Source organism: Pseudomonas sp. NPDC088414, assembly GCF_044753325.1.
Taxonomy (GTDB): domain Bacteria; phylum Pseudomonadota; class Gammaproteobacteria; order Pseudomonadales; family Pseudomonadaceae; genus Aquipseudomonas.
The window spans coordinates 66,777-91,960 of the sequence record NZ_JBIVMY010000012.1; the positions used below are offsets into that span (position 1 = coordinate 66,777).

Genomic DNA, 25,184 nt, shown 5'->3' on the forward strand with positions numbered 1-25,184 from the left:
GGACACCATCGATTGCAGCGGGTGGGATTCTATCGGCAGACGGAAAACGGCGAGCTTGGCCATGTGCCCGGAGTTACCGGCGGTGACCACACCGACACGCTTGGCGCCGATGAAACCCTTGTTGGTTTCAACGCCGATGCACACGCCGTTTTCCTTGCGGAAACCGATGACTTCGGTCTGCTGGATCAAGTCCACGCCCAAGGCGTCGGCAGCACGGGCAAAGCCCCAGGCCACGGCATCGTGACGGGCGACGCCGCCGCGACGCTGAACGGTCGCGCCCATCACCGGGTAGCGGGTGTTTTTCGAGCAGTCGAGGTACGGGATCTCGTCGGCCACTTGCTTGGCGTTGAGCAGTTCGCCGTCGACGCCGTTGAGGCGGTTGGCGCTGACCCGACGCTCGGAATCACGGATGTCCTGCAGGGTGTGACACAGGTTGTAGACGCCGCGCTGGGAGAACATCACGTTGTAGTTCAGATCCTGCGACAGGCCTTCCCACAGTTTCATCGCGTGTTCGTACAGGTGCGCCGACTCGTCCCACAGGTAGTTGGAACGCACGATGGTGGTGTTGCGCGCGGTGTTGCCGCCGCCCAGCCAGCCTTTCTCGACCACGGCGACGTTGGTGATGCCGTGCTCTTTCGCCAGATAGTAGGCGGTCGCCAGACCGTGCCCGCCACCGCCGACGATGACCACGTCGTAGACCTTCTTCGGCGTCGGCGTGCGCCACATGCGCTGCCAGTTCTCGTGGTGGCTGAGGGAGTGTTTGAAGAGGCCGAAGCCCGAATAGCGTTGCATAGTCATTTACTCCAAACCGCTCAGCGATAAACCGGGTAGTCGGCGCACAGTGCCGCGACGTTCTTGGCCACATTCGCTTCAACGTCGGCGTCACCGAGGTTGTCGAGGATGTCGCAGATCCAGCCGGCCAGCACTTCGCACTGGGCGACCTTGAAGCCACGGGTGGTGACGGCCGGGGTGCCGATGCGCAGGCCCGAGGTCACGAACGGCGACTGCGGGTCGTTCGGCACGGCGTTCTTGTTGACGGTGATGTGCGCGCGGCCAAGGGCGGCGTCGGCATCTTTGCCGGTCAGGCCCTGACGGATCAGGCTGACCAGGAACAGGTGGTTGTCGGTACCGCCGGACACTACATCGTAGCCACGTTTGATAAACACGCTGGCCATGGCCTTGGCGTTGTCGATCACTTGCTGCTGATAAGCCTTGAAGCCAGGCTCCAGCGCTTCCTTGAAGCACACGGCTTTGCCAGCGATGACGTGCATCAGCGGGCCGCCCTGGGCACCGGGGAATACCGCGGCGTTGAGCTTCTTCTCGATCTCTTCGTTGGACTTGGCGAGGATCAGCCCGCCACGCGGACCGCGCAGGGTTTTGTGGGTGGTGGTGGTGACTACGTCGGCGTACGGCAGCGGGTTCGGGTACAGGCCAGCAGCCACCAGACCGGCGACGTGGGCCATGTCGACGAACAGCAGCGCACCGACCTTGTCGGCGATCTGGCGGAAGCGCGGGAAGTCCAGGGTCTTGGAGTAGGCGGAGAACCCGGCAACGATCATCTTCGGCTTGCACTCGACGGCCAGACGCTCGACTTCGTCGTAATCGATCAGCCCGGTGTCGGTGTTGATCCCATACTGCACCGCGTTGTACAGCTTGCCCGAGGACGACACTTTGGCGCCGTGGGTCAGGTGACCGCCGTGGGCCAGGCTCATGCCGAGAATGGTGTCGCCCGGCTGGATCAGCGCCAGGTACACCGCGCTGTTGGCGGAGGAGCCGGAGTGCGGCTGGACGTTAGCGTAATCGGCGCCGAACAGCTGCTTGGCGCGCTCGATGGCCAGCGCTTCGACTTTATCCACATGCTCGCAGCCGCCGTAGTAACGCTTGCCCGGATAACCTTCGGCGTATTTGTTGGTCAGGCCGCTGCCTTGCGCCTCCATCACGCGCTTGCTGGTGTAGTTTTCCGACGCGATCAGCTCGATGTGATCTTCCTGACGTTGCTCCTCGGCATTCATCGCCGCCAGCAGTGCATCGTCATAACCCTGGATCTGGTCTTGCTTGCTGAACATCGCGTCTCTCCCGGCGGCGTCGGTGCGCCATTTCGTCTTGGTCAGGCACGCGGCTTGCGGCGGTGCCCTTTGATGCGATGGTATGGCCGGCGCAGACAGCCCAGATGCCTACGGACGCCACACAAAGGTGCGTTTACGACATGGCCGGGAAAGCTCAGGCACACAATGCCTTCTGTGGCGAGGGAGCTTGCTCCCGCTCGGCGGCGCAGCCGTCGCAAAACCTCAGCATGCGGTGCGCCTGATAGACCTTATGTTGAGGATTTGGGGCTGCTGCGCAGCCCAGCGGGAGCAAGCTCCCTCGCCACAGGTGTTAGGCAACTACTGTGCGTAGTGCCAAGAGAATGAGGAAATGCAGGGGATAGAGTGCGTAAGCCCAGCGCCGCATTGGCGGTGGCTGGAGATGTCGCGCATGTCGCAACAAGAACAACCCAAGCGATGGCGCAACCAGACACGCCACGATACCAAACACCGCCACGTGGTTGCCGAACTGCGCCGCCTCATACAGCACCTGCCACTGATTCGACGCCAGACAGACCAGCCCCGGCAGCAGACCCAAATACCAGGGGCGACGGATCACCCACAGCAGCGCCAGCGGCAGCAACACGCCAAACACGCCGAACATCAGCCATTGCGAAAACAGCGCCGCCAGCAGCAACGCACCTGCGCCCAAAAGCCGCGACAACAACGTGCGATCCTGCCAGCCCCGCGCTACCAGCAATCCCAGCGCCAGCGTAGGCATCACGTTCAGGGTGTCGGGATCAGGAATGTACAAGCGGTACGGAATTTCACTGACCGCACTGAACAACAACAGCCAGCCCAAATAACGCCACTCGGTCTTCTGCGCGCCGGCGCGGGCAAGATTCGCCGCCATCGCCAGGCAGAACCACGGGAATGCCAGACGTCCCGGAACATACAGCCAATCGGCGCTGATCCCGACATATCGCAGGTGATCGAGCAGCATGCTCAGCAGCGCCAGCCACTTGAGCAAATCCAGCGCGCCGTCGCGTTGGCTCACGTGCATAATCGGGCAACAAACTGGTAATTTTCTGACTGCGACATCCCGTGTGCTCCCCGGAAGATCTTCGGTAAAGTGCGCACCATCATTGACCAACGAAGCGCCACAAGCGTTTCGATCACGGAAGCCGGCCATGACCGACAAGAGCCAACAATTCGCCAGCGACAACTACTCCGGTATCTGCCCCGAAGCCTGGGCCGCCATGGAACAGGCCAACCACGGCCACCAGCGCGCCTACGGCGACGATGAATGGACCGCACGCGCGTCCGACCATTTCCGCCAACTGTTCGAAACCGACTGCGAAGTATTCTTCGCCTTCAACGGCACCGCTGCCAACTCGCTGGCGCTGTCGTCGCTGTGCCAGAGTTATCACAGCGTGATCTGCTCGGAAACCGCCCACGTCGAAACCGACGAATGCGGCGCGCCGGAATTTTTCTCCAACGGCTCGAAACTGCTGATCGCCGGCACTGAAAACGGCAAGATCACCCCGCAGTCGATCCGCGAAGTCGCGCTCAAACGCCAGGACATCCACTACCCCAAACCGCGCGTCGTGACCCTGACCCAGGCCACCGAAGTCGGCAGCGTCTACACCCCGGAAGAAGTCCGCGCCATCAGCGCCACCTGCAAGGAACTGGGCCTGCACCTGCACATGGACGGCGCGCGTTTCTCCAACGCCTGCGCGTTCCTCGGCTGCTCGCCGGCCGACCTGACCTGGAAGGCTGGCGTCGACGTGCTGTGCTTCGGCGGCACCAAGAACGGCATGGCGGTGGGTGAAGCGATTCTGTTCTTCAACCACAAACTGGCCGAAGACTTCGATTACCGCTGCAAACAGGCCGGTCAGTTGGCGTCGAAAATGCGCTTTCTGTCGGCGCCGTGGGTCGGCATCCTCGAAAACGACGCCTGGCTCAAATACGCTCGCCACGCCAACCACTGCGCGCAGCTGCTGGCCGAACTGGTCAGCGACATTCCGGGCGTGGAGCTGATGTTCCCGGTACAGGCCAACGGCGTGTTCCTGCAACTCTCGGAACCGGCCATCGCCGCGCTGACCGCAAAGAACTGGCGCTTCTACACCTTCATCGGCAAGGGCGGCGCCCGCTTCATGTGCTCGTGGGACACCGAAGAAGAACGCGTGCGCGAACTGGCCCGCGACATCCGCGAAGTGATGTCCGCCTGATTCCTTGGCAAATGAACTCCTGTAACGAGTTGATCCCCTGTGGCGAGGGAGCTTGCTCCCGCTGGGCTGCGTAGCAGCCCCAAAACCTGAGTGTGCGGTTCGTCAGACAAACCGCATTGCCTGGGTTTACGACTGCTGCGCAGCCGAGCGGGAGCAAGCTCCCTCGCCACAAGTTCACTTCGCCGCCCCTATCGCGCCAGCTGCTTGGTCTACATTGTCTGTCGAGCCCTCCGCTCACATAACAATAAGCAGGAGCATCGGCATGTCGCTACAAGGCAAAACCCTGTTCATCACTGGCGCCAGCCGTGGCATCGGGCGTGAGATTGCGCTGCGGGCCGCGAAGGACGGGGCCAATATCGTGATTGCGGCCAAGAGCGCCGAAACCCATCCGAAACTGCCCGGCACCATTCACAGCGTCGCCGCAGAAGTCGAAGCCGCTGGCGGCAAGGCGTTGGCGCTGCAACTGGACGTGCGTGATGAAGAGGCGGTGCGCCATGCGCTGGCCCAGGCCAACGAGCATTTCGGCGGCATTGATGCGCTGGTGAACAACGCCGGGGCGATCAAACTCACTGGCGTGCAACACATCGAACTCAAGCGTTTCGACCTGATGCACCAGATCAACACCCGCGCGGTGTTGCTGTGCAGCCAGGCCGCCCTGCCCTATCTGAAGAAATCCGCCGGACACATCCTCAACCTGTCGCCGCCGCTGAATCTGGCGAGCAAGTGGTTCGCCCAATACAGCCCCTACACCGTGACCAAGTACGGCATGAGCATGCTGACGGTGGGCATGAGCGAGGAGTTCGCCAGTTACGGGATCAGCGTCAATTCGCTGTGGCCGCAGACGATGATTGCCACGGCGGCGATCGAGTTTCAACTGGGCAGTCGCGAGTCGTTCAAGCATGCACGCCTGCCTTCGATCATGGCGGGTGCGGCGCATGTGATTTTGAGCAGCAGCGGGCGGCAGATCACTGGACGACTGCTTATCGACGAAGAAATTTTGCGTGAGCACGGCGTGACTGAATTTGATCACTACCGTTTCGAGCCGGACAGCGACGCCGCACTGATGCCTGACTTGTTCGTGGATTGAATACCATCCCTGTAGGAGCTGCCGAAGGCTGCGATCTTTTGATCTTGATCTTAAAAACAAGATCAAAAGATCGCAGCCTTCGGCAGCTCCTACAGGGGTCCGGCTCAGAATTCGATTCTGACGTCGCCTTTGGGCACGCTGCAGCACGACAGGATAAACCCTTCCGCCTCGTCGTCCTCGGTGATCCCGCCGTTGTGCTCCATCTCCACCTCGCCTCCAAGCTTCATCACCTTGCACGTCCCGCAGATCCCCATACCGCAAGCTTTCGGAATCATCAGGCCAAGCTTGGCCGCTGCTGCGTGCACTGTTTCGCCCGGGGCCACGCGAATACTCTTGCCGGAGGCGGTGAACTCGACCTGATGCAGGTCCGCCGCATCGATTTCCGGTGCCTCGGCAGCCTGCTCGGCCTGTTCCACCGCATCGGCACGAGCTTCCGGTGGCGTGGCGCCGAAGGATTCCTCGTGATAACGCGACATGTCGTAGCCGGCGGCTTCGAGCAGGCGCTTGACCGCAGTCATGTACGGCGTCGGGCCGCAGCAGAACACTTCGCGCTCGAGGAAGTCCGGCACCATCAGTTCGAGCATCTTGTGATTCAGATAGCCGCGATAACCGGCCCACGGCTCGCCCAGCCCGTGTTTCTCGCAGATCAGGTGCAGGCTGAAGTTGTCGATCCGCGACGCCATGTGTTCCAGCTCGCGGTGGTAAATGATGTCTTTCGGTGAGCGCGCGCTGTGGATAAAGGTCATGTCGACATTGGCGTTGGTGTCGTAGAACCAGCGCGCCATCGACATGCACGGGGTGATCCCCACGCCGCCGCTCAGATACAGGACTTTCGGGCTCGGGAAATCGATGGCATTGAACAGCCCGACCGGGCCGTGCACCGCCAGCTCCTGGCCTTCATGCAGGGTGTCGTGCAGCCAGTTGGAGACCTTGCCGCCCGGTACGCGCTTGATGGTCACCGAGAAGCTGTACGGTACCGACGGCGAACTGGAAATGGTGTACGAGCGCATGATCGGCTGGCCGTCGATTTCCAGCTCCAGGGTCACGAACTGCCCGGGCTTGAAGAAGAACAGGATCGGCTGATCGGCCATGAAACAGAAGGTGCGCACGTCCCAGGTTTCCTGGATGACTTTGACGCAACGGACGATGTGTCGGCCATTGGCCCAGGTCTGGGTGGTGACCGGATTCAGGAAGCTGTTGGACATGCTGTTCTCCACGGCCGACTGTCGGCCTTCATGTGGCGATTCTGCGTATAGCGTGAACCGCCCGTTTACCTATCCGCGACATCGGCATACTTATCGCGACCAGCCCCCAACCACCGGGGGTTGCGCGTCGGGAACAGATTGCGCCATGTCGCCCATGGATAAGGTTCCGCCCAGCGCCGGCCCCACACTCGCCTCACACCAAGACGAATTCTTTACACCTTGCGTAGCAACCCTGATCAGCCACTTTCGCGGCCACGCAGATGGCCTTGAGGAATACATCGATGGACGTCACCGCAAAAATCAGCCTGGGCGATCCGCTGGAACCCGCACGCAAGGCCACCGCACAAATGCTGCAGGAACGTGAGCGCACCTTTTCGCTGCCGCAGCCGTTCTACAGCGACGAGCGCCTGTTCGATATCGACATGCAGGAGATCTTCCAGAAAGAGTGGTTGATCGCCGGCATGACCTGCGAAATCCCGGCCAAGGGCAACTACCTGACCCTGCAGGTCGGCAAGAACCCGATCATCGTCATTCGTGGTGCCGACGGTGTGGTCCACGCGTTCCACAACGTCTGCCGCCACCGTGGCTCGCGTCTGTGCACCAGCGAAAAGGGCAAGGTTGCCAAACTGGTCTGCCACTACCACCAGTGGACCTACGAGCTGGACGGTCGCCTGCTGTTCGCCGGCACCGAGATGGGCGCCGACTTCGACATGAAGCAGTACGGCCTCAAACCGGTGAACGTGAAGACCGCCGGCGGCTACATCTTCATCAGCCTGGCGGAGAATCCGCCGGCCATCGATGACTTCCTGTCGACGCTCAACCACTACATGGAACCGTACGACATGGAGAACACCAAGGTGGCGATCACCACTACCTTGATGGAAAAGGCCAACTGGAAACTGGTGCTGGAAAACAACCGCGAGTGCTACCACTGCAACGCGTCGCACCCGGAACTGCTGAAAACCCTGCTGGAATGGGACGACGTCACCGACCCGCGTGCCGATCAGGCGTTCAAGGATCACGTCGCCGCGTCTGCTGCCGCGTGGGAAGCCGAGAAAATCCCTTACGCCCACGCCAGTTTCGGCCTGCGCAACCGCATCGTGCGCATGCCGCTGCTCAAGGGCACCGTGTCGATGACCCTGGACGGCAAACAGGGCTGCGCCAAACTGATGGGCCGGATCAAGAACCCGGACCTGGGCTCGATGCGCATCCTGCACCTGCCGCACTCGTGGAACCACTGCATGGGCGACCACATCATCGTGTTCACCGTGTGGCCGATCAGCGCCCAGGAAACCATGGTCACCACCAAATGGCTGGTGCACAAGGACGCGGTCGAAGGCGTGGATTACGACGTCGAACGCATGCGCCAGGTGTGGGACGCGACCAACGACCAGGACCGGCGTCTGGCCGAAGAAAACCAGCGCGGGATCAACTCCACCGCTTATCAGCCGGGGCCTTACTCCAAGACCTATGAGTTTGGTGTGGTCAATTTTGTCGATTGGTACAGCGAGCGGATGCTGAACAACCTTGGGGCCGAGCCTGCGCCGTACCTCAAGGGCGTCCCGGTCCAGGGCTAAAAGCATCGCTGGCAAGCCAGCTCCCACAGGGATCTCTGGTGTACACAAATGTTGTGAACACTTCATACCTGTGGGAGCTGGCTTGCCAGCGATGGCGTCAGAACATTCACCTCATCACTTGGATGACCACCTCACACTGCCATCCTCCCCAATAAACTCCTCAAAAATATCCTCCCCCACCAGCCTCACCTTCGCGTACCCGTTCAACACCCGCAGCGGATACGCCGGGTCGTTGGCATCCTGCGTCTCCGACCACAACACCCGCGAATGCCCGTCCAGCTCGCTGGCGTTGCCGTATGGAATCGCCCCGTGCCCGGCGCAGCGCGCATTCAAGCCGCCCTGTTTGGCGTAGACGATGCCATTGTGCAGATGCCCCCAGTACCAATAATCCGGCTCGCGCCCCAGGGCATCGCACACCGGTTGATACAGCGCGGTCTGGTGATGTCCGGAAATATCGAAGCCTTGGTGATGGCTGAGCACCATGATCTTTTTGCGCTTGGGCAGCGCTTTCATCCAGGTGATCTGCGGCTCGTTGAGCGTGCCGTCCATGTACAGGTTCATCGCGTCCGAGGCGTACGCCGAATCCAGCCCGACCACCAGCCAGTCGTCGTTGATCAAGGCGAAATAACTGGTGCCCTGCTGCCCCGGAAAGCGCTTGGCCAGTTCCTTGAAATAGCCGTGGGCGCCGCTGTACATCTCGTGGTTGGAGTTGAGGGTGAACGAGCCGTGGCTGCCCATCGGCCAACCGGCCATGTCGACGTCTTCCTGCGAGTGGCTGCCGGCGTAATACACGTCGCCCAGATGGATGGTGAAATCCGCCTGCGCCAGTTGCATCTGGTTGGCGACTGAAACCGCCGGCGCATGACTGTCGAAGGGGCCGGTGCCCCAGTCGCCGGCAATCGCCAAAGTCACGTCACGCTCCATCTGCACCACCGCCGGGTCAGTGCCGAAGGTCGCGTGATGACGCAGGTTCTCGATCCATTTGAGCAATGCCTCGCTCCACAGCAGATCAAGCAACTCCCACTTGCGACACCCCAGCAGACTGCCGTCCTGCAGCACCCGGGTCGCCAGTTGATCGGGCGATTGCGGCAACGGCGTGGCATTGCCGATACGCAGGATCGACAGGCCATGGGACAACTCCCACGGCACCGCCGGCTCGTCGCCGGGCAACTCGCCGTTTTTCAGCACGTACTGCGCCTGATCGTGACCGCGCTGAAGCAACTTGATGATGGCCTGAAACTCCTGCGGCTCAAGCTCGCTGATGAGCTTCATCCAGGCCATTTCCATGCGCGTGAACAAGCCGTGAATGCGCAGTTTGACCTTGTCGTACTCGTGTTCCCAATGACTGACCAGTGACATGGCGTAATCCTCTATCCGTAAGGGCTCACAGGGTTTTCATGAATTCGATCAACGCACGTTTGTCGTCGTCCGACAGCGTGGTGCCATACAGGTGACCGCTGTTGTGGTTGCCCTCCAGTCGGGTGTCGTATTTGAAATCCGCCGAGGCTTTGGCCTGAGCGCCCGTGGTGACGAAACCGACGTTGACCGGGTCGTAGACGTCGGAGCCGGTGATGAACACCACCGGACGTTTTTCCGGCGGTTGCAGCAGATCCCACAGGGTCGGCACCGAACCGTTGTGCAGGTACGGCGCGCGCAGCCAGATACCGTCAGTCGGCGTGTTGCTGTAGCTCTGGGTCTTGCGATACGCGCCGAAGTCGAACGGCGGTTTCTTGAAGGTGTGGAACGCGGTCACCAGACCGGTGGTGAACGAGTCCAGCCGATGTGGATCGGTGCCGAGTTGATCGATATTGGTGGTGACCTGCCCGGTGTCGGCACGGCCGAAGTCGTGGCACGCGGCGCAATTGGCATCCCAGATCGGTTTGCCCTGCGCGACTTTCGCCTGATCAAGCGCCCATGGCCACGCCGGCGCCTTGTGCCCGAGCAGCCAGTTGGTCACCCGGTTGAAGCTCGGCGGCAGCACCGATTCCGGGGTCGCGCCCACGGCCATCGCGGCGGCGTAGTTGCGTTCGTGGATCTTGTTGTTATTGCCGTCCCAATGCAGGTACATCGATTCCCGCGGTTTCTGGTTCCACACTTGCGGCAGATCGACGGTGCCGATGGTCGAGTCATCCGGGAAGCCGAACACCACCATTTTCGTCGGGTTGAAGGTGTCGGTGCGGCCCGGGCCCTGTTGCGGACGCAGCTTCTGCCAGGCGTAGGCCTGCTTCTGCTTGAGCAAGGCGCTCTTCGCCATCGGAATAATCAGATAGCGGTTGTAGAGCTTCTCGAAAAAGCCCAGCTGGAATTTGCCGTTGATCGCCGCCATCACCGCGTCGGTGGTGAATTTCGGGTCGCTGGCGCAATCGTAGGCGAACCACTGGAAGGCCTGCAGTTGCAGGGTGTTGGCCGGCGCGCTCGGCACGTTGACCGCAACGTCGCTGGCATTGGCCCGGTAGGAGCCGGTGTGGCACAGCGCGCAGTTCGGTTCCACAGTCGGGTAGCCGATCTGTCGCTTGGCCATGCCGATCGGCAGGTCCTTGCCGTTCTCATAGAGAAAGCCGAAGACTTCCCAGCCGCCGGGTTTGGGCAGTTTTTCCGGGCACATCTGCGGTAGCACGGCGAACAGGTAATACGGGATCCGCGCTTCAATTCCCAGACCGATGGCGGCGTATTTGTAGTGATCTTCATCGGAGGCGTATTCCTGCTCCGGCACCACCCGCAGCATCTGATACCAGGTCTGGTAACCGATGAAACCGAGCAGCGCCAGTACGACCAAGGTACCGACCTTGAAGGTATGGCTCTGCCATTGCCGCGCCCAGGCCGCGCGCCACTCGCGCCAGCCATCGCAGAGCAGCGCCCAGGGCCGGTTCGCGGGCGTGGTGCCGAGGTACAGCAGAATGCCGAGAATCAGGAAGAAGCTCAGATCGCCCATCAGCATCGGCACGAACACCGAACCCTGAATGCTCGTATTGATCAGGTAAATCCAGAACACCACGGCGATCAGCCGCGTCAGCACGCACAGCCAGGAGTGCACCACATAACGCGGCGCGTTGAAGCCCGAAGGCATGTAAAACACGCTGATGCCCACCAGCAGCATCCCGGCGTTTTCCAGCCACGGGTCGGAGAGTTGCGGCGGCAGCCCGACCACCGATGTCAGCAACCCTGGCGCAAACAGCGCCGGGATCGCGAACACCATGTTCATCGCAATGCCGATCCAGATGAAGCGTTGAAACCAGCGGATGTAAGTATCCATGTCATCCATTTCCTTGCGCAGACCTTAGGAGAGTCCCTCTATGTGATGAGCTTTTGTGGCGAGGGAGCTTGCTCCCGCTCGGCTGCGCAGCAGTCGTAAAACCGGCCATCCCGATCCATCAGACAGACCGCATGCGCTGGTTTTGGGGCCGCTTCGCAGCCCAGCGGGAGCAAGCTCCCTCGCCACAGGAACCTCATCCACCCAAGGCAGTTTTCTCCAGGTGTTCAAGGATGATCGGGTACACATCCACCACTGCGTTCTTGCCGAACATGCAGTCGATGTGGCCATAGCCCGGCACCACATGCCGGCTGTAGCGTTCCGGCCCGTGGGCTTCACAGACTCGCTGGTAGGTCTTGAGGGTGCTTTCCGGCAGGTAACACTGGTTCTCCGCGCCGCTGATAAAGCAGATCGGCATCGTCAGCCGCTCAAAATGCGGCATGTACACATCGTTGCCTTTGAAATCCACCAGATGCCCTTTGCGCACGATCAGCGCCAGGTGCTCGAAGGTCTCGATGTTCGACTCGCCGAACAGCTCGTGCAGGTTGTCGTGCAGGGTTTCGTTGAGGGTGTCGTGGCGATACAGCGAGGCGTACATGAAGGTGATGCGGTGGCACACCGGGTTGGTGCAATAGCCTTGCGCCTCGATCCGCGCGTAACCGTTGAGGGCCTTGTCGTAGAGGCGGTTGAACCAGTTCTCCTTGCTGTCGGCGTAAGCCGTCATCGACTTGATGCCGATCGCATCGAGCATCCCCGGCAGGTGCAGACCGGCCTTCAATCCGGTAGCCGTGGCGACCACCGTGTCAGCGGCAATCTGCGAGCAGACCACCGAGCGCACACCTTGCAGCCCTGCCAGCAACGACATGAAGAACGTGGTCGCGCCGTAGCAATGCACCACGCACTGCACGTCCTTGGCGCCGGTCTGCTGCTGAATCTGCGCGATGGCCGCCTTGAAGTCGTACTGGGCGATCTGGTCGCCGTTCCACTCCTTCTTGCTCGCCGGCAGCAGGATGCTCACCCGGAAATCCAGCAGCCATACGTCGTAGTCGTGCTTGCACAGGTACTCCAGCAGGTTGGTCTGGATGGTGTCGGTGGAGAAGATATTCGAACCGACGCCCAGGCCATGCACCAGCATCACCGGGCCTTTGCTGCCGGCCTGATAACGGGTCAGGCGCAGCTCGACGCCGTCCTCGGTGGGGAAGAAATGCACCGCCGGGATCGGCGCATCCAGCGGCCGTTTCAGGCGTGGCGGCGCATCAGGGTTGAAGTATTTGTCACCGGCGAACACCCCGCCGTAACTTTCCCAGAGGATCCCGGCGAAGAACTTGCCGAAGCGCGCCAGGCCTTCGATGCGCTCGCGCTCGTTGCGCGCGTTGAGCACTTTCATGGTGGTCATCTGCTTGGCGAAATCGGTCGGATGAATGTGCATCACCCCGGAGCCGATCACCTCGCCCGACTTGTCCGGCCCGCGATACAGCGTCACGTACAGGGTGCTGGTGTCGTGCCAGATGTTGAGTACGCCGTTGTCTTCCGGCACGGTTTTGAAAGCGCTGAAGAAATAGTCGTTGCCGTCCTCGGCGGTCAGCTTCATGTCGTACTTCATGTGCCGTGTGTCGACCTGCTGCTCGAATTGCTCGAACAGGTTGAACACGCCATTGCTGGCAGTCAGCGGTTGTGGCGACAGTGCCGGGGCGATCACCGTACCGACGATGGTCGCGGCGTGTTCCGGCTCCTTGATCATCCGGTTGAGGTCGTTGGCGGTGATGGTCAGGGTGAAGTCGATGGGCGAGTTGTCCGCCTCACCGCGTTTGGCTGCCGCCTCGTAGACTTTCAGATCGGTGCTTTGCGCGGCAGTGAAGGCCCGGGAGAAATAGCCCTTCATGGTCTCGGTGAACTGCACGCCGAGGGTCGGTGGCGCCACCTGTTTGCGCGGTGCCGAGGGCAGCGTGTAGTCGATGTGCCAGCCACGGTCGGCGGCGAGCAGGCCCATGTTGCGCTCGCTCACGGCGGAGATGGTCAGCAGCGGATTGACCGCCAGCGAGGTCGGGATCACCGCGCCGTCGGTCACGTACAGACTGGCGTAGACATCGGTGCCGGCCGCGCCGCTGAACACCTGGCCCTTGTGATTGACCACGCCTTGCGCGGCGTCCTCGCCCATCACGCAACCGCCCAGCGGATGCACCGAGACGATGCTGTGCTTGAGCAGTTGGGTCCAGATCGGGTTCTCGACCCAGACCCCGCCCAGTGCCTTGGTGCTCTGGTACAAACGTTGGTTGCCGAGCTTGAAGTTTTCCTGCTCGCCGACACCCGGCCAGTCGATGCGCAACTGGTCCTTGTTGTCGAGAATCATCCGGCCCTGGCCGCTGTCGTGGCTCATGATCAGGTAGGTCTGCATATTGTGCAGCGCGCCGTAATACGGCCCGCGCAGGAAACTCTCGGCCTCGCGCTCCTTGTAGCCGAGCTTGCCGCTGAAACTGTCGTCGGTGGCCACGCCGATCATTTCGGCGAACCCGGCCATCGCCGGCACCATCGGCCGGCCGAGGGCGCCGGGGATCGAGCCTTCCTCGATGACCATGCGGCTGCGCCAGTCACCTTCGGTGCGCATGTCGATGACCGAGGTGATGCACGGGCCGACCGGGTGCAGTTCCTTGGCAGAATGCGCGCCGAAGCCGATGCCGTTGATGGTCTGTTCGCAGTTGTGGCCGAAACCGAGAATGTCACCGTTGCCGCTCATGTTCTCGCCGAGCTGGCCGGACATCACCAGACCCTTGTCCCGCGAACGCAGCAGAATCTCGGTGGAGCCGAGGGTGCCGGCGGAGACCACGACGATATCGGCTTTCACGAACAGCGTTGGCGCGTCGAACTTCTCGCGCCCGCTGTCCAGATACTGGAAGTGCACGATCCAGCCATCGCCGTCGCGCTCCAGATGCCGCACCTCGGCCTGACAGAAAATCTCCGCGCCATGGTTCCAGGCATCCGGCAGATAGTTCATCAGCGTGGTGTTCTTGGCCTTGTTGTTACAGCCCGAGACGCAGTCGCCGCACTGGTTGCACGGCAGTTGCTCGACGCCGACGTGGTTGAGGTTGTTCGGCAGTTTGTCGAAGGTCACGTTGATCGGCGGCTTGTAGAAATGCGCGCCCTGCTTGAGGTAGTCCGCAGACTTTTTGTTGGCGTCGAGCTTGGGCAGATTCGGCGCGCTGTTCGGGTACGGATTGGGCTTGAGCATTTCCCGTGCGCGGGCGTAACCGTCCTTGAGCAGCGTATCGCGATGATCGCGTACCGCTTGCGGCCAGCGTGGATCCTCGAAGACCCCGGGTTCCGGCTCCAGGGAAACGTTGGCGTTGATCAGAGATGTACCGCCAAGGCCGCAGCCGACCACCACGTTCTGCTGGGCATTCACATGCAGGTCGAACAGTCCGGTGCGCGAGCCGATATGCCCGTCCGGGTCATGCACCTGCAGCTCTTCGGTCGCGGCGATCATGGTGTTGGGGTATTCGCCGGGCTGGATTTCCCGTCCGCGTTCGAGCAGGCACACCTGCTTGCCGGCCCGGGACAGGCGCGACGCAGCAATGCCGCCGCCATAACCGGAGCCGATGACGATCACGTCGTAGTGTTCCTTGATCTCGCTGATGGGCGTTGCGATGCGTGTCATGAGGGTGTTCCTCTCTCAGGCAGATGGGGCAACTCTGCGGTTGCCTGCAATCAATGGGCGAACGGGCACCTGGCCTCCGGGTCGAGCCCGGCGACAGCACAGCGGTTAAAACAGGAGGTCGCTACAGACGAGCGCGTTGATTGGCCGCACGACGTAACGTGCGCTTGCGTGGCGAGGGGATATGGCGGTGTGGGCGGCTATCCATCATGCGTTCTCCCAGAACCTGATGTGGATAAGTGACGGCTGTCCTTGTGCCATTGCAGTGAAGACAGCGCAGGAATCGAAGTCAAGGCAACGGTTTAGAACTGTATGAAATCTGACCAATTGCCGTTTGGACTATGCCCGACGTGGCCTGCAGGGTTTGGCGAACAAGTTATCCACATAGCCATGCACAGCAAATGGGGGTAACTGTGGATGATTGCGAAAATAACTCGCTGATTTGTGAAGAAAAATCGTGACTTATCCAGAATGATGGTTTGCCAGATACATTGGCTATTTTTTGATCAAGTCTTTGTAAGCCACGGTTTTCATGGCTTGTAGAGGATGGCGAACACGTTATCCACAGAAGCGCCAACAGACTTCGGGGGTAACTTCGCGGCGGCTGTGGAAAAGCGCTGAGGGCTGTGTGAAATCGCGGTTTACACGGGGATTATCAGCTTTAAAAGCTTAGTCGATCAATTATTGATCAATCCTGTACAGGCCACGTTTTATATGGCTTGCAGCGGACAGCGAACATCTTGTCCACAGAAGCGCCAACAGAGATTGGGGGCAACTCTTGGCGTTATGCAGGAGAAAAAGCCCGGTAAAACCGTGACTTAGGCTGGTTGTTTTTTGAGCTGGGGCTTGGAGGGCTTGATTGGCGTGGGGTACAGGGATGGGCGAACACGTTATCCACAGATCCGCCAACAGGGATTGTGGGTAAACACTACCCCTCACCCCAGCCCTCTCCCAAAGGGAGAGGGAGCCGACCGCATCGCCTGTTCAAACTCCACCGACCTGAACGAACATTGTGATCTCAGGCTTGGCCAGACCAAGGTCACTGCGCAATCGCAGGTCGATGTAATTAGCCAATACCACTCGGTCGGTCCCCTCTCCCTCCGGGAGAGGGCTAGGGTGAGGGGCTTTTCAGCGAACAACTCCTTCTTCGATCAGGAGTTTGAGGATCGCTTCCGCCCCGGCCTGCGCGGTGACACCCTTGAGCACTTGTCCACCGCCGCCACTGGCTTTGGCGGTGGCAGCTTTCATGCGGTCCGCACCGCTCTTGGCCTTGATCACCTTCAAACGTTTCGGCCGTGGCTTGGCCGGTTGCAGTGTGGAGACGGCCAGTAGTTCATCGTCCAGCACCTCAACGTCTTCGGCATTCAACACCCCGCGTCGCGCCGGGCCGTAGGCACTCTGTCGAGGTTTGGGCGCGGCGTTATCCACAGTCGCCAGAAACGGCAGCTTCACCTTCAACCGCCGCCGCTGCCCGCGAGGCAAGGCTTGCAGCACCAGCGCCGAACCGTCGGTGATCGACTCGACCTGCGCCAGCCCCACCACCAGCGGCCAGCCCAGCCCCTCGGCGAGCAGGAACGGCAACATGCCGGAGCCTTCGCCGGTTTCCGCCTGACTGCCGGTCAGCACCACCTGGGCGCCGGCATCGCGCAGATACGCCGTCAGCCCCGGCAAGGCGTCGGCGCCAGCGGGTTGTTCCAGCACATGTAGTTGTTCCAGGCCCATGCCCAGATAGGCGCGCAGCGCCGGTTCCGCGATGTCGCCGGCGTGCAGCACTTGCAGGTTATCCCCAGCCAGCTGCAGGCCCAGCTCCACGGCGCGGGCGTCCTGCTCGGCGCGGCGTGGCCGGCCCGAGGTCGGGTGGGCACCGATGGAAACCAGACTGATGATCTTTGTGCTCATAACCCGTTCCTTAAGCCGCATCGCGCTTGGCTTCGTTGCGGTAAGCCGCTACCGCCGCGATCAACGCCTGAAGAATTTCCGCGCTCTCGCCAATCACCGAAAGATCGGCGCGTTTGATCATGTCGCAACCGGGGTCGAGGTTGATCGCCACCACCTTGTCGCAGGCACCAATGCCCTGCAGGTGCTGGATCGCCCCGGAGATACCCACAGCCACGTAAACCCGCGCGGTGACCCAAGTGCCGGACGCACCGACCTGCCGATCACGGGCCATGAAGCCATCGTCCACCGCGACCCGCGAGGCGCCTTCGGTGGCGCCGAGCGCCGCAGCGGTCTGGTGGAACAGCGCCCAGTCCTTGACCCCGTTGCCGCCGGAGAAAATGAACTCGGCTTCGGCCATCGGAATCGCCGCCGGGTCCACCGCGACCGCGCCAAGATCCTCGATCCGCGACAGGCTGCGCGCCACCGTTGTGGATAACTCCACCGGCAGTGCTTCATGACGGGTTTCGCTGACCGGTTCCGCGCATTCGGCTGCGGCCAGAATCAAGCGTGCGACCGGTCGCGCCAGGTCTTGCAGGCCCGCGCCAGCGCGGCCGATGCATTCCTGATCCTTGACTTGCCAGACCCGCGTCGCCGGGCGTTCGCCCAGTGCCGCGGCAAAACGTCGACCGAGTTCGCCGCCACCGCTGCGGCTGTCCGGCAGCAGCCAGTGGCGCGGATTGAACTGGTTATCCACAGCCCGCAGGCCCTGCACCCGTTGCTCCGGTGCATAACCGCTGAATTGGTCGCCCTCCAGTACCAGCAAGCGATCGACGCCGGCCGTGGCGAAGGCGTTCTCTTTGTGTTCGCCAAACACCACAGCCAGCACCGCGCCGTCCTTGCCGGCCAGTTGATGAGCCAGGCCGAGCAAGTCGCGGTCGTGGCTGCTCAGGCGACCGCCGACCATGTCCGGCACCACGCTGATGTAGAACGCCGGGACCGGTACCTGATGCAGCGGCAACTGCACTTCAACCGTGGCCGAGCGTTTGACCGCCCCGCCCTGTTGAGCACCGCTGCGGTCGATACGCTTGATGCCGTTGGGGCCGATGAAACCGATGCCGTGCAGGTTCTTGCGGATGACGCCATTGGGGCCCATCCAGCTGTGTTGCGCCGGTTGCATCGCCGCGTGCAGCGGATGCAGACGGTTACGCGCAATCCATTCGGCGCGCGGGTCGCGGCGGATAATGTCGCTCATCAATGGGCCTCCGCAGGTTCACGTTTGGCCGGGGCGGCTGGCTTGTTCGGCGCGGCATCTTCAAGCAGCGCGTCGGCCACCAGTTCGGCGATATCCTTGATCAGCGGACGCGGTTCGACCACGCCCTCGAGCATCGCCGTGCACTGTGGACAACCTACTGCCACCAGCTCGGCGCCGGTCTCGCGGATGTCATCCATGCGCATGTCGGGAATCCGCTGCTTGCCGGGAATGTCGGTGATCGGCGCCCCGCCACCGCCGCCGCAGCAGCGCGAGCGGAAGCCGGAACGTTGCATCTCTTTGACCTCAATGCCGAGGGCACGCAGCACTTCGCGCGGTGCCTCGTATTCGCCGTTGTAACGGCCGAGGTAGCACGGGTCGTGGTAGGTCACGCTGTTGCCTTTGTGCTGACCGAGATTGAGCGCACCGGCCTGAATGATTTCCGCCATGTAGGTGCTGTGGTGCTGCACCAAGTAGTTGCCGTCGAACGCGCCATACTCGTTTTTCAGCACATGGAAGCTATGCGGATCGCAGGTGACGATGCGGTTGAAGGTGTATTTGGCCAGGGTCTGGATATTGCGTTTGGCGAGCAGCTGGAAGGTCGCTTCGTCGCCTAGACGCCGGGCCACGTCACCGCTGTCACGTTCTTCGAGGCCGAGTACGGCGAAGTCGACCTTCGCGGCTTTCAGCACTTTGACGAACGCACGCAAGGTGCGCTGGTTACGCATGTCGAAGGCACCGTCGCCGACCCAGAACAGCACGTCGGTGGATTTCTTTTCGCTAAGCAGAGTGAGGTTCAGATCCGCCGCCCAGTTCATCCGCCCGCCCGGAGCGAAACCGCCGGGGTTGTCAGTGGCGATCAGGTTTTCCAGAACTTCGGCGCCCTTGTTCGGGGTCGAACCTTTTTCCAGAGTCAGGTGGCGGCGCATGTCGACGATGGCATCGACGTGCTCGATCATCATCGGGCACTCCTCGACGCAGGCGCGGCAGGTGGTGCACGACCACAGGGTTTCGGCATCGACCAGACCGTTGACGATCGGCTGGTGCGGATTGCCGCTGTGTTCACCAATGGGCTTGCCGGGATACGGGCTGCCGGCAAAGTTGGCATCAGTGCCGCCAGCGAGGCCGACGACCATGTCCTGAATCAGCTTTTTCGGGTTCAGCGGCTGGCCCGCAGCAAAGGCCGGGCACGCCGCTTCACACTTGCCGCACTGCACGCAGGCGTCAAAACCGAGCAACTGGTTCCAGGTGAAATCCTTGGGCTTTTCCACGCCGAGCGGCGCGCTTGGATCATTCAGATCCAGCGGCTTCAAACCGGTGGAACGGCCGCCGCCAAAACGCTCGGCGCGGCGGTGCCAGGCCAGGTGCAGGGCGCCGGCGAAGGCGTGCTTCATCGGCCCGCCCCAGGTCATGCCGAAGAACAGCTCCGACACGCCCCACAAAACGCCGAGCCCGAGAATCGCCGCCAGCAGCCAGCCGCCGAAGTTCTCCGGAAGGATCCCGGCCACCGGCAGGGTCACCAGGAAGAACGAGGCCGAGAACGCCAGCAGGCTTTTCGGCAGGCGCATCCACGGGCCTTTCGACAGCCGCGACGGCGGGTTGAGTCGACGCCGATAAACGAAGATCGCACCAACGAACATCACTGCCGTCATCAGCAGCAGCGCGTAGCCGAGGATGCGGTTATGCAGGCCGAAACCGTGCACCAGAATCGCCAGCACGATCGACGCCACCGCACCGCCGGCCGTGGCGACGTGGGTGTTGGCGATGTATTTGTCCCGCGCCACCACGTGGTGCAAGTCGACCATGTAGCGCTTGGGCATGGCGAACAGGCCGCCGAGCAGATCGACCTTCGAGGGCCGGCCCCGACGCCACATGGCCACCCGCCGCAACGCGCCCAGCACCGCAAGGGCCAGGGCTGCGAACAACAGGATTGGAAGAAGGGTGTTCAACATGGTGAAGCTCCCAAAGACCTCGGGGTCATTTGCGCGCTGCTGAGAACAACGCACCTACTTGTGGCGAGGGAGCTTGCTCCCGCTGGAGTGCGCAGCATTCCCAATACAGTCGCCGGTATATGCCTGATACACCGCGACTACAGGTTTTGGGGCCGCTTCGCAGCCCAGCGGGAGCAAGCTCCCTCGCCACAGGTGATGGTGGTCATGCCGTTAGAAATCCTTGCAGAGCCGCAGGGCGTCGTAGATCGCAGCGTGGGTATTGCGCTGCGCCACGCAGTCGCCGATGCGGAACAGCAAGTAGCCGTCGCCGGTGCTGCTCAACGATGGTTGCGGCTGAATCGCGAACAGCGCTTCCACGTCGATCTGGCCCTTGTTGCGCGAGCCTTCCTTGAGTGCGTAGTAGATTTCCTCGTCCGGCCGCACGCCGTTTTCCACCACCACCTGATCGACCACCCGCTCCTCTTTGGCGCCGGTGTATTCGTTCTCCAGCACCGCCACCAGTTTGTCGCCTTCGCGGTAGACCTTCTCCAGCATCATGTCGCCGGTCATGATCACTTCTTTCGGGTACATGCTGCGGTAGTAGGTCGGGAACGACGTACCGCCGATGGCCACGCCCGGCTTGATGTCGTCGGTAACGATCTCGACCTGGCTGCCCTTGTCGGCGAGGAAGTCGGCGACCGACATGCCGGTGAACTCGCAAATGGTGTCGTAGACCAGCACGTTCTTGCCCGGCGCGACCTTGCCGTCGAGCACGTCCCAGCTGCTGACCACCAGCCCTTCGGCAGCGCCCCAGTGTTCGTTCTGCTCAAGGAATGGATGCCCACCGACAGCCAGCACCACCACGTCCGGACGCAAGTCCATGATGGTGTCGGCATCTGCCGCAGTGCCCAGACGCAGGTCGACTTTCAGCCGCGCCAGCTCCAGCTGGAACCAGCGGGTGATGCCGGCGATCTGGTCACGTTGCGGCGCTTTCGACGCGGTGGTGATCTGCCCGCCGATGAATTCCTTCTTCTCGAACAGGGTCACGTCGTGGCCACGCTCGGCAGAGACGCGTGCTGCTTCCATCCCGGCCGGGCCAGCACCGACGATCACAACCTTGCGTTTCGGCCCGGTGGACTTTTCGATGATGTGCGGCACGCCCATGTATTCACGGGACGTCGCGGCGTTCTGGATGCACAGCACGTCCAGACCTTGATACTGACGGTCGATGCAGTAGTTGGCGCCGACGCACTGTTTGATCTGGTCGATCTGGCCCATCTTGATCTTGGCGATCAGGTGCGGGTCGGCGATGTGCGCGCGGGTCATGCCGACCATGTCGACGTAACCGCCCTCAAGAATGCGCGTGGCCTGGTTCGGGTCCTTGATGTTCTGCGCGTGCAGCACCGGCACCTTGACCACTTCCTTGATCCCGGCCGCCAGGTGCAGGAACGGCTCCGGCGGGTAACTCATGTTCGGAATCACGTTGGCCAGGGTGTTGTGGGTGTCGCAACCCGAGCCGACGACGCCGATGAAATCGAGCATGCCGGTGTCATCGTAATACTTGGCGATCTGCTTCATGTCCTCGTGGGACAAGCCATCCGGGTGGAACTCGTCACCGCAGATACGCATGCCCACGCAGAAGTCGTCACCGACCTCGGCGCGTACGGCTTTCAGCACTTCCAGACCAAACTTCATCCGGCCTTCGAAGGTGCCGCCCCATTCGTCAGTCCGCTTGTTGACGCGCGGGCTCCAGAACTGGTCGATCATGTGCTGGTGCACGGCGGAAAGCTCGACACCGTCCAGGCCGCCAGCCTTGGCGCGGCGCGCGGCTTGCGCGTAGTTGCCGATCACCCGCCAGATTTCTTCCGGCTCGATGGTCTTGCAGGTCGCACGGTGCACCGGTTCACGGATGCCCGACGGCGACATCAGGGTCGGCCAGTGGAAACCGTCCCAGCGTGAGCGGCGGCCCATGTGGGTAATCTGGATCATGATTTTGGCGCCGTGCTTGTGCATGGCGTCGGCGAGATTCTGGAAATGCGGAATGATCCGGTCGGTGGACAGGTTGACCGAACTCCACCATTGCTGCGGACTGTCGATGGCGACCACCGACGAGCCGCCGCAAATTGCCAGGCCGATGCCGCCCTTGGCTTTCTCTTCGTAGTATTTGACGTAGCGCTCGGTGGTCATGCCACCGTCAGTCGCGTAGACCTCGGCGTGCGCGGTGCTGAGCACGCGGTTACGGATGGTCAGTTTGCCGATCTGGATCGGCTGGAACATAGCTTCGAAAGCCATGGCGGTCTCCTCAAATCGTTAAAAAACTACTGCGCTCGACCATGCTGCGTTGAAGTCAGACTCGAAATGCTCATTGACTAAAGTCAACTCCGCTTTCTCGCCTGACTTCGCCTTGCCTGGCCTTCGCTCGCTACGTTTTTTCAACGATTTGCTTATTGTTTAGGTTTGACGGTGAACAGGCCGTCGTCGTGGCCTTCTTCGGAGCCACCGTAGACTTGCTCGGCAACCGTACGAATCTTGCTGCCGCGAGCGGCGAGGATCTGGTCCATGGCGCCGGCAAACCAGCCGGTGAACATGTAGTCGACCTTGCGCCCGACCTTGCCGTACACATAGACGAACGCCGAGTGTTCGAGCTTGACGCTGGCGGTGCCTTTGTCGAGGTCGATGTCCTGGATCTTGAACAGGCCCCAGCCGCGTTGCGACAGGCGCTTCATGTAGTGCTCGAACACCGCGACGCCTTCCAGACCGTGGCATTCGGCTTCTTTTTCACACCAGTGCCAGGCGGATTTGTAGCCGGCCTTGTAGAGGATCTCGGCATAGGCGTCGGCGCCCAGCACTTCCTCGATGCCCATGTGGTTATTGACGAAAAAGTGGCGTGGCACGTAGAGCATCGGCAGGGCGTCGGAGGTCCAGACACCGGTCTCGCTGTCGACTTCGATTGGCAATTGCGGGGCGATCTTGGCCATGGAAACTTAACTCCAGAAAATTCGGTTTGTTGCCCCCGGCGCGGACGGCCGGGGGAAAGGATTCAGAAGTGCGGCGGCTTATTCGCCCCAGACGTCCTTCAAGACGTTCACCCAGTTCTCGCCCATGATCTTGCGCACGACACGCTCGGAATGGCCGCGCTTGAGCAGGGTTTCGGTCAGGTTCGGGAATTCGCCGACGGTGCGGATGCCCAGCGGGTTGATGATCTTGCCGAAGCTGGTCAGACGACGGGCGTAGCCCTTGTCGTGGGTCAGGTATTCGAAGAAGTCCTGGCCGTGACCCTGGGTGAAGTCGGTGCCGATGCCGATGGCATCTTCGCCGACGATGTTCATGGTGTATTCGATGGCTTCGGCGTAATCGTCGATGGTCGAGTCGATGCCCTTGGCGAGGAATGGCGCAAACATGGTCACGCCGACGAAACCGCCGTGGTCGGCGATGAACTTCAGTTCAGCATCGGACTTGTTGCGTGGGTGCTCTTTGAGTCCCGACGGCAGGCAGTGGGAATAGCAGACCGGTTTTTTCGATTCGAGGATGACTTCTTCGGATGTCTTGGAACCGACGTGGGACAGGTCGCACATGACGCCGACGCGGTTCATCTCGGCGACGATTTCGCGACCGAAACCCGACAGGCCGCCGTCACGTTCGTAGCAACCGGTGCCGACCAGATTCTGGGTGTTGTAGCACATCTGCACGATGCCGACGCCGAGCTGCTTGAACACCTCGACATAGCCGATCTGGTCTTCAAACGCGTGGGCATTCTGGAAGCCGAAGAGGATGCCGGTCTTGCCCTGCTCCTTGGCGCGACGGATGTCGGCGGTGGTGCGCACCGGCATCACCAGGTCGCTGTTTTCGCGGATCAGCTTCTGGCTGGCGGCAATATTGTTCACGGTCGCCTGAAAGCCTTCCCACACCGACACGGTGCAGTTGGCCGCCGTCAGACCGCCCTTGCGCATGTCTTCGAACAGCTCGCGGTTCCATTTGGCAATGATCAGACCGTCGATAACGATGCTGTCGGCGTGTAATTCGGCTGGGCTCATCAGGCGTCCCCTTATTGGCGATTCATGCGCCGAATCGTCTGCCGGCGCTTTGGGGCCAGCATATGCCTCGGTGCCGGGGCGACCGGGTGCAAAAACGACAGGGGAATTGCCGAAAGCGTCAATCCGCGACAAAGGGTCGCCAGGCGCTGCGATCAGCTACCTGTTCAAGCCCGCCAGCTTGAGCCAGAATCTGGCGCATCTTGGATACACCACTGGATTAGAGCGGCGACAACCATGAAATCGATCTTCCTGGCTTTGGCACTGATTGCGACCGGCGTACACGCCGCCGAAGACACCGACAACAACCCGTGCGACGCGGTGGAAAACGACGTCCAGACCCTGGAATGCTCGACCTATAGCCGCAGCACCGCCGAAGACCTGCTCAAGGACAACTACGCCAGCCTCAACGAACGCATGCAGGCCACCTACGGCAAAAACGCCGCGCAACTGGCCGACATCACCGCCAAACTCAAAACCGCCCAGCAACAATGGCTGAAAACCCGCGACGCCGATTGCGCGGTAGAAGCATTTCCCGCCACCGAAGGCAGCAAGGCGTTCAAGATCGCGCAGAATGACTGTGTGGCGCGGATGAGTGACGAACGGTCGGAGTTTTTGGAGTCGATTGGGCAGGAGTGATCCTGTAATTTCGGCAACATGCCGACAAACGTTGTTGATTGGCCGACTGGAAAATATAAGTAAAGATTCGAAAATCTTATAAAAGACTTATATTTCCAGTGCCATGACTCAATCTGTCGACATCCAGATCATCAACGATGCCGAAGGCAACCCGGCCTTTGTAGTCATTCCCTACGCTCAATACGTTGCGCAGAAATTGCAGCCCGATCTGATCCCGCATGAGGTGGTCAGTCGCATGGTCGACGGGGCGACACCGATCCGTGCCTGGCGCGAACACCTGAACCTGACTCAGGAAGAAGTGGCGAAACGTCTGGGAATTTCCCAGCCGGCGTTCGCTCAACAGGAAACGGTAGCGAAGCCACGCAAGGCAACCCGCGAGAAAATTGCCGCAGCGTTCGGCATCACCGCCAATCAGCTTGAGTTGTAGGCTGCC

Annotated in this window: 18 protein-coding genes; 5 read left to right on the top strand and 13 right to left on the bottom strand. The window is 61.4% G+C overall.

What is annotated here, in order from left to right:
• From ACIP8I_RS13315 to ACIP8I_RS13325, 3 genes are all read right to left on the bottom strand, one after another.
• A partial coding sequence (locus ACIP8I_RS13315) for an FAD-dependent oxidoreductase (protein WP_400761652.1) occupies positions 1-792 on the bottom strand: 792 nt, incomplete at its 3' end.
• Positions 793-812: 20 nt separating this feature from the next.
• Positions 813-2,066: a serine hydroxymethyltransferase gene (glyA, locus tag ACIP8I_RS13320; protein ID WP_003228965.1), complete on the bottom strand. Its 1,254-nt coding sequence runs from the start codon at positions 2,064-2,066 to the stop codon at positions 813-815.
• A 310-nt stretch (positions 2,067-2,376) separates the two neighbouring features.
• Positions 2,377-3,087 carry a TraX family protein gene (locus tag ACIP8I_RS13325; protein ID WP_400761655.1) on the bottom strand — a complete coding sequence of 237 codons (711 nt, stop codon included), beginning with the start codon at positions 3,085-3,087 and terminating at the stop codon, positions 2,377-2,379.
• A gap of 127 nt (positions 3,088-3,214) precedes the next feature.
• On the opposite strand from ACIP8I_RS13325, the gene ACIP8I_RS13330 reads away from it, so the two are divergent.
• Complete coding sequence (locus tag ACIP8I_RS13330) at positions 3,215-4,255, top strand: low specificity L-threonine aldolase (protein ID WP_038363178.1); 1,041 nt, start codon at positions 3,215-3,217, stop codon at positions 4,253-4,255.
• 262 nt (positions 4,256-4,517) lie between these two features.
• A complete protein-coding gene (locus tag ACIP8I_RS13335) occupies positions 4,518-5,342 on the top strand; it encodes an SDR family oxidoreductase (RefSeq protein WP_400761658.1) in 825 nt (274 codons plus the stop codon).
• Positions 5,343-5,446: 104 nt separating this feature from the next.
• Here the strand turns inward: ACIP8I_RS13335 and gbcB are convergent, their stop codons facing one another.
• Entirely contained in the window at positions 5,447-6,547 is a 1,101-nt protein-coding gene (gene gbcB, locus ACIP8I_RS13340; RefSeq protein ID WP_007962605.1) for a glycine-betaine demethylase subunit GbcB, read from the bottom strand.
• 281 nt (positions 6,548-6,828) lie between these two features.
• Here gbcB and gbcA point away from each other — a divergent pair, with 281 nt between their 5' ends.
• A complete protein-coding gene (gbcA, locus tag ACIP8I_RS13345; protein WP_027610658.1) occupies positions 6,829-8,124 on the top strand; it encodes a glycine-betaine demethylase subunit GbcA in 1,296 nt (431 codons plus the stop codon).
• Positions 8,125-8,238: 114 nt separating this feature from the next.
• Here gbcA and ACIP8I_RS13350 read toward each other — a convergent pair whose 3' ends face one another.
• The 9 genes from ACIP8I_RS13350 to ACIP8I_RS13390 form a co-directional block, all read right to left on the bottom strand.
• Positions 8,239-9,483, bottom strand: coding sequence for a metallophosphoesterase family protein (locus ACIP8I_RS13350; protein WP_400761662.1), 1,245 nt, complete (start codon positions 9,481-9,483; stop codon positions 8,239-8,241).
• Between the two features lie 25 nt (positions 9,484-9,508).
• Positions 9,509-11,377 (bottom strand): hypothetical protein, encoded by a 1,869-nt coding sequence (locus tag ACIP8I_RS13355; protein WP_400761665.1) that lies wholly within the window; start codon positions 11,375-11,377, stop codon positions 9,509-9,511.
• Between the two features lie 193 nt (positions 11,378-11,570).
• On the bottom strand, positions 11,571-15,026 hold the full coding sequence (locus tag ACIP8I_RS13360; RefSeq protein WP_400761668.1) for an alpha/beta fold hydrolase: 3,456 nt from the start codon (positions 15,024-15,026) through the stop codon (positions 11,571-11,573).
• Between the two features lie 1,125 nt (positions 15,027-16,151).
• Complete coding sequence (locus tag ACIP8I_RS13365; protein ID WP_400761671.1) at positions 16,152-16,922, bottom strand: electron transfer flavoprotein subunit beta; 771 nt, start codon at positions 16,920-16,922, stop codon at positions 16,152-16,154.
• Positions 16,923-16,932: 10 nt separating this feature from the next.
• Positions 16,933-18,153, bottom strand: a complete 1,221-nt coding sequence (locus tag ACIP8I_RS13370; RefSeq protein ID WP_400761673.1) for an electron transfer flavoprotein subunit alpha/FixB family protein — start codon at positions 18,151-18,153, stop codon at positions 16,933-16,935.
• The gene (gene dgcB / locus ACIP8I_RS13375) at positions 18,153-20,102 is read right to left on the bottom strand and encodes a dimethylglycine demethylation protein DgcB (protein ID WP_400761676.1); all 1,950 of its coding nucleotides are present in this window, start codon (positions 20,100-20,102) and stop codon (positions 18,153-18,155) included. The genes ACIP8I_RS13370 and dgcB overlap by 1 nt, the downstream gene beginning before the upstream one ends.
• A 210-nt stretch (positions 20,103-20,312) precedes the next feature.
• A complete protein-coding gene (gene dgcA, locus ACIP8I_RS13380) occupies positions 20,313-22,373 on the bottom strand; it encodes a dimethylglycine demethylation protein DgcA (protein WP_400761679.1) in 2,061 nt (686 codons plus the stop codon).
• Between the two features lie 152 nt (positions 22,374-22,525).
• Positions 22,526-23,059, bottom strand: a complete 534-nt coding sequence (locus ACIP8I_RS13385; protein WP_108589013.1) for a DUF5943 domain-containing protein — start codon at positions 23,057-23,059, stop codon at positions 22,526-22,528.
• Between the two features lie 78 nt (positions 23,060-23,137).
• Positions 23,138-24,115 carry a dipeptidase gene (locus ACIP8I_RS13390; protein ID WP_007962626.1) on the bottom strand — a complete coding sequence of 326 codons (978 nt, stop codon included), beginning with the start codon at positions 24,113-24,115 and terminating at the stop codon, positions 23,138-23,140.
• Positions 24,116-24,349: 234 nt separating this feature from the next.
• Here ACIP8I_RS13390 and ACIP8I_RS13395 point away from each other — a divergent pair, with 234 nt between their 5' ends.
• Entirely contained in the window at positions 24,350-24,751 is a 402-nt protein-coding gene (locus ACIP8I_RS13395; RefSeq protein ID WP_400761683.1) for a lysozyme inhibitor LprI family protein, read from the top strand.
• A gap of 103 nt (positions 24,752-24,854) precedes the next feature.
• Positions 24,855-25,178, top strand: coding sequence for a helix-turn-helix domain-containing protein (locus ACIP8I_RS13400; RefSeq protein WP_047596501.1), 324 nt, complete (start codon positions 24,855-24,857; stop codon positions 25,176-25,178).
• The last annotated feature ends 6 nt before the right edge of the window (positions 25,179-25,184 follow it).

Coding starts and splice junctions, on each gene's coding strand:
- glyA (WP_003228965.1), bottom strand. CDS start 2,066: ATGTTCAGCAAGCAAGACCAGATCCAGGGTTATGACGATGCACTGCTG.
- ACIP8I_RS13325 (WP_400761655.1), bottom strand. CDS start 3,087: ATGCACGTGAGCCAACGCGACGGCGCGCTGGATTTGCTCAAGTGGCTG.
- ACIP8I_RS13330 (WP_038363178.1), top strand. CDS start 3,215: ATGACCGACAAGAGCCAACAATTCGCCAGCGACAACTACTCCGGTATC.
- ACIP8I_RS13335 (WP_400761658.1), top strand. CDS start 4,518: ATGTCGCTACAAGGCAAAACCCTGTTCATCACTGGCGCCAGCCGTGGC.
- gbcB (WP_007962605.1), bottom strand. CDS start 6,547: ATGTCCAACAGCTTCCTGAATCCGGTCACCACCCAGACCTGGGCCAAT.
- gbcA (WP_027610658.1), top strand. CDS start 6,829: ATGGACGTCACCGCAAAAATCAGCCTGGGCGATCCGCTGGAACCCGCA.
- ACIP8I_RS13350 (WP_400761662.1), bottom strand. CDS start 9,483: ATGTCACTGGTCAGTCATTGGGAACACGAGTACGACAAGGTCAAACTG.
- ACIP8I_RS13355 (WP_400761665.1), bottom strand. CDS start 11,377: ATGGATACTTACATCCGCTGGTTTCAACGCTTCATCTGGATCGGCATT.
- ACIP8I_RS13360 (WP_400761668.1), bottom strand. CDS start 15,026: ATGACACGCATCGCAACGCCCATCAGCGAGATCAAGGAACACTACGAC.
- ACIP8I_RS13365 (WP_400761671.1), bottom strand. CDS start 16,922: ATGAGCACAAAGATCATCAGTCTGGTTTCCATCGGTGCCCACCCGACC.
- ACIP8I_RS13370 (WP_400761673.1), bottom strand. CDS start 18,153: ATGAGCGACATTATCCGCCGCGACCCGCGCGCCGAATGGATTGCGCGT.
- dgcB (WP_400761676.1), bottom strand. CDS start 20,102: ATGTTGAACACCCTTCTTCCAATCCTGTTGTTCGCAGCCCTGGCCCTT.
- dgcA (WP_400761679.1), bottom strand. CDS start 22,373: ATGGCTTTCGAAGCTATGTTCCAGCCGATCCAGATCGGCAAACTGACC.
- ACIP8I_RS13385 (WP_108589013.1), bottom strand. CDS start 23,059: ATGGCCAAGATCGCCCCGCAATTGCCAATCGAAGTCGACAGCGAGACC.
- ACIP8I_RS13390 (WP_007962626.1), bottom strand. CDS start 24,115: ATGAGCCCAGCCGAATTACACGCCGACAGCATCGTTATCGACGGTCTG.
- ACIP8I_RS13395 (WP_400761683.1), top strand. CDS start 24,350: ATGAAATCGATCTTCCTGGCTTTGGCACTGATTGCGACCGGCGTACAC.
- ACIP8I_RS13400 (WP_047596501.1), top strand. CDS start 24,855: ATGACTCAATCTGTCGACATCCAGATCATCAACGATGCCGAAGGCAAC.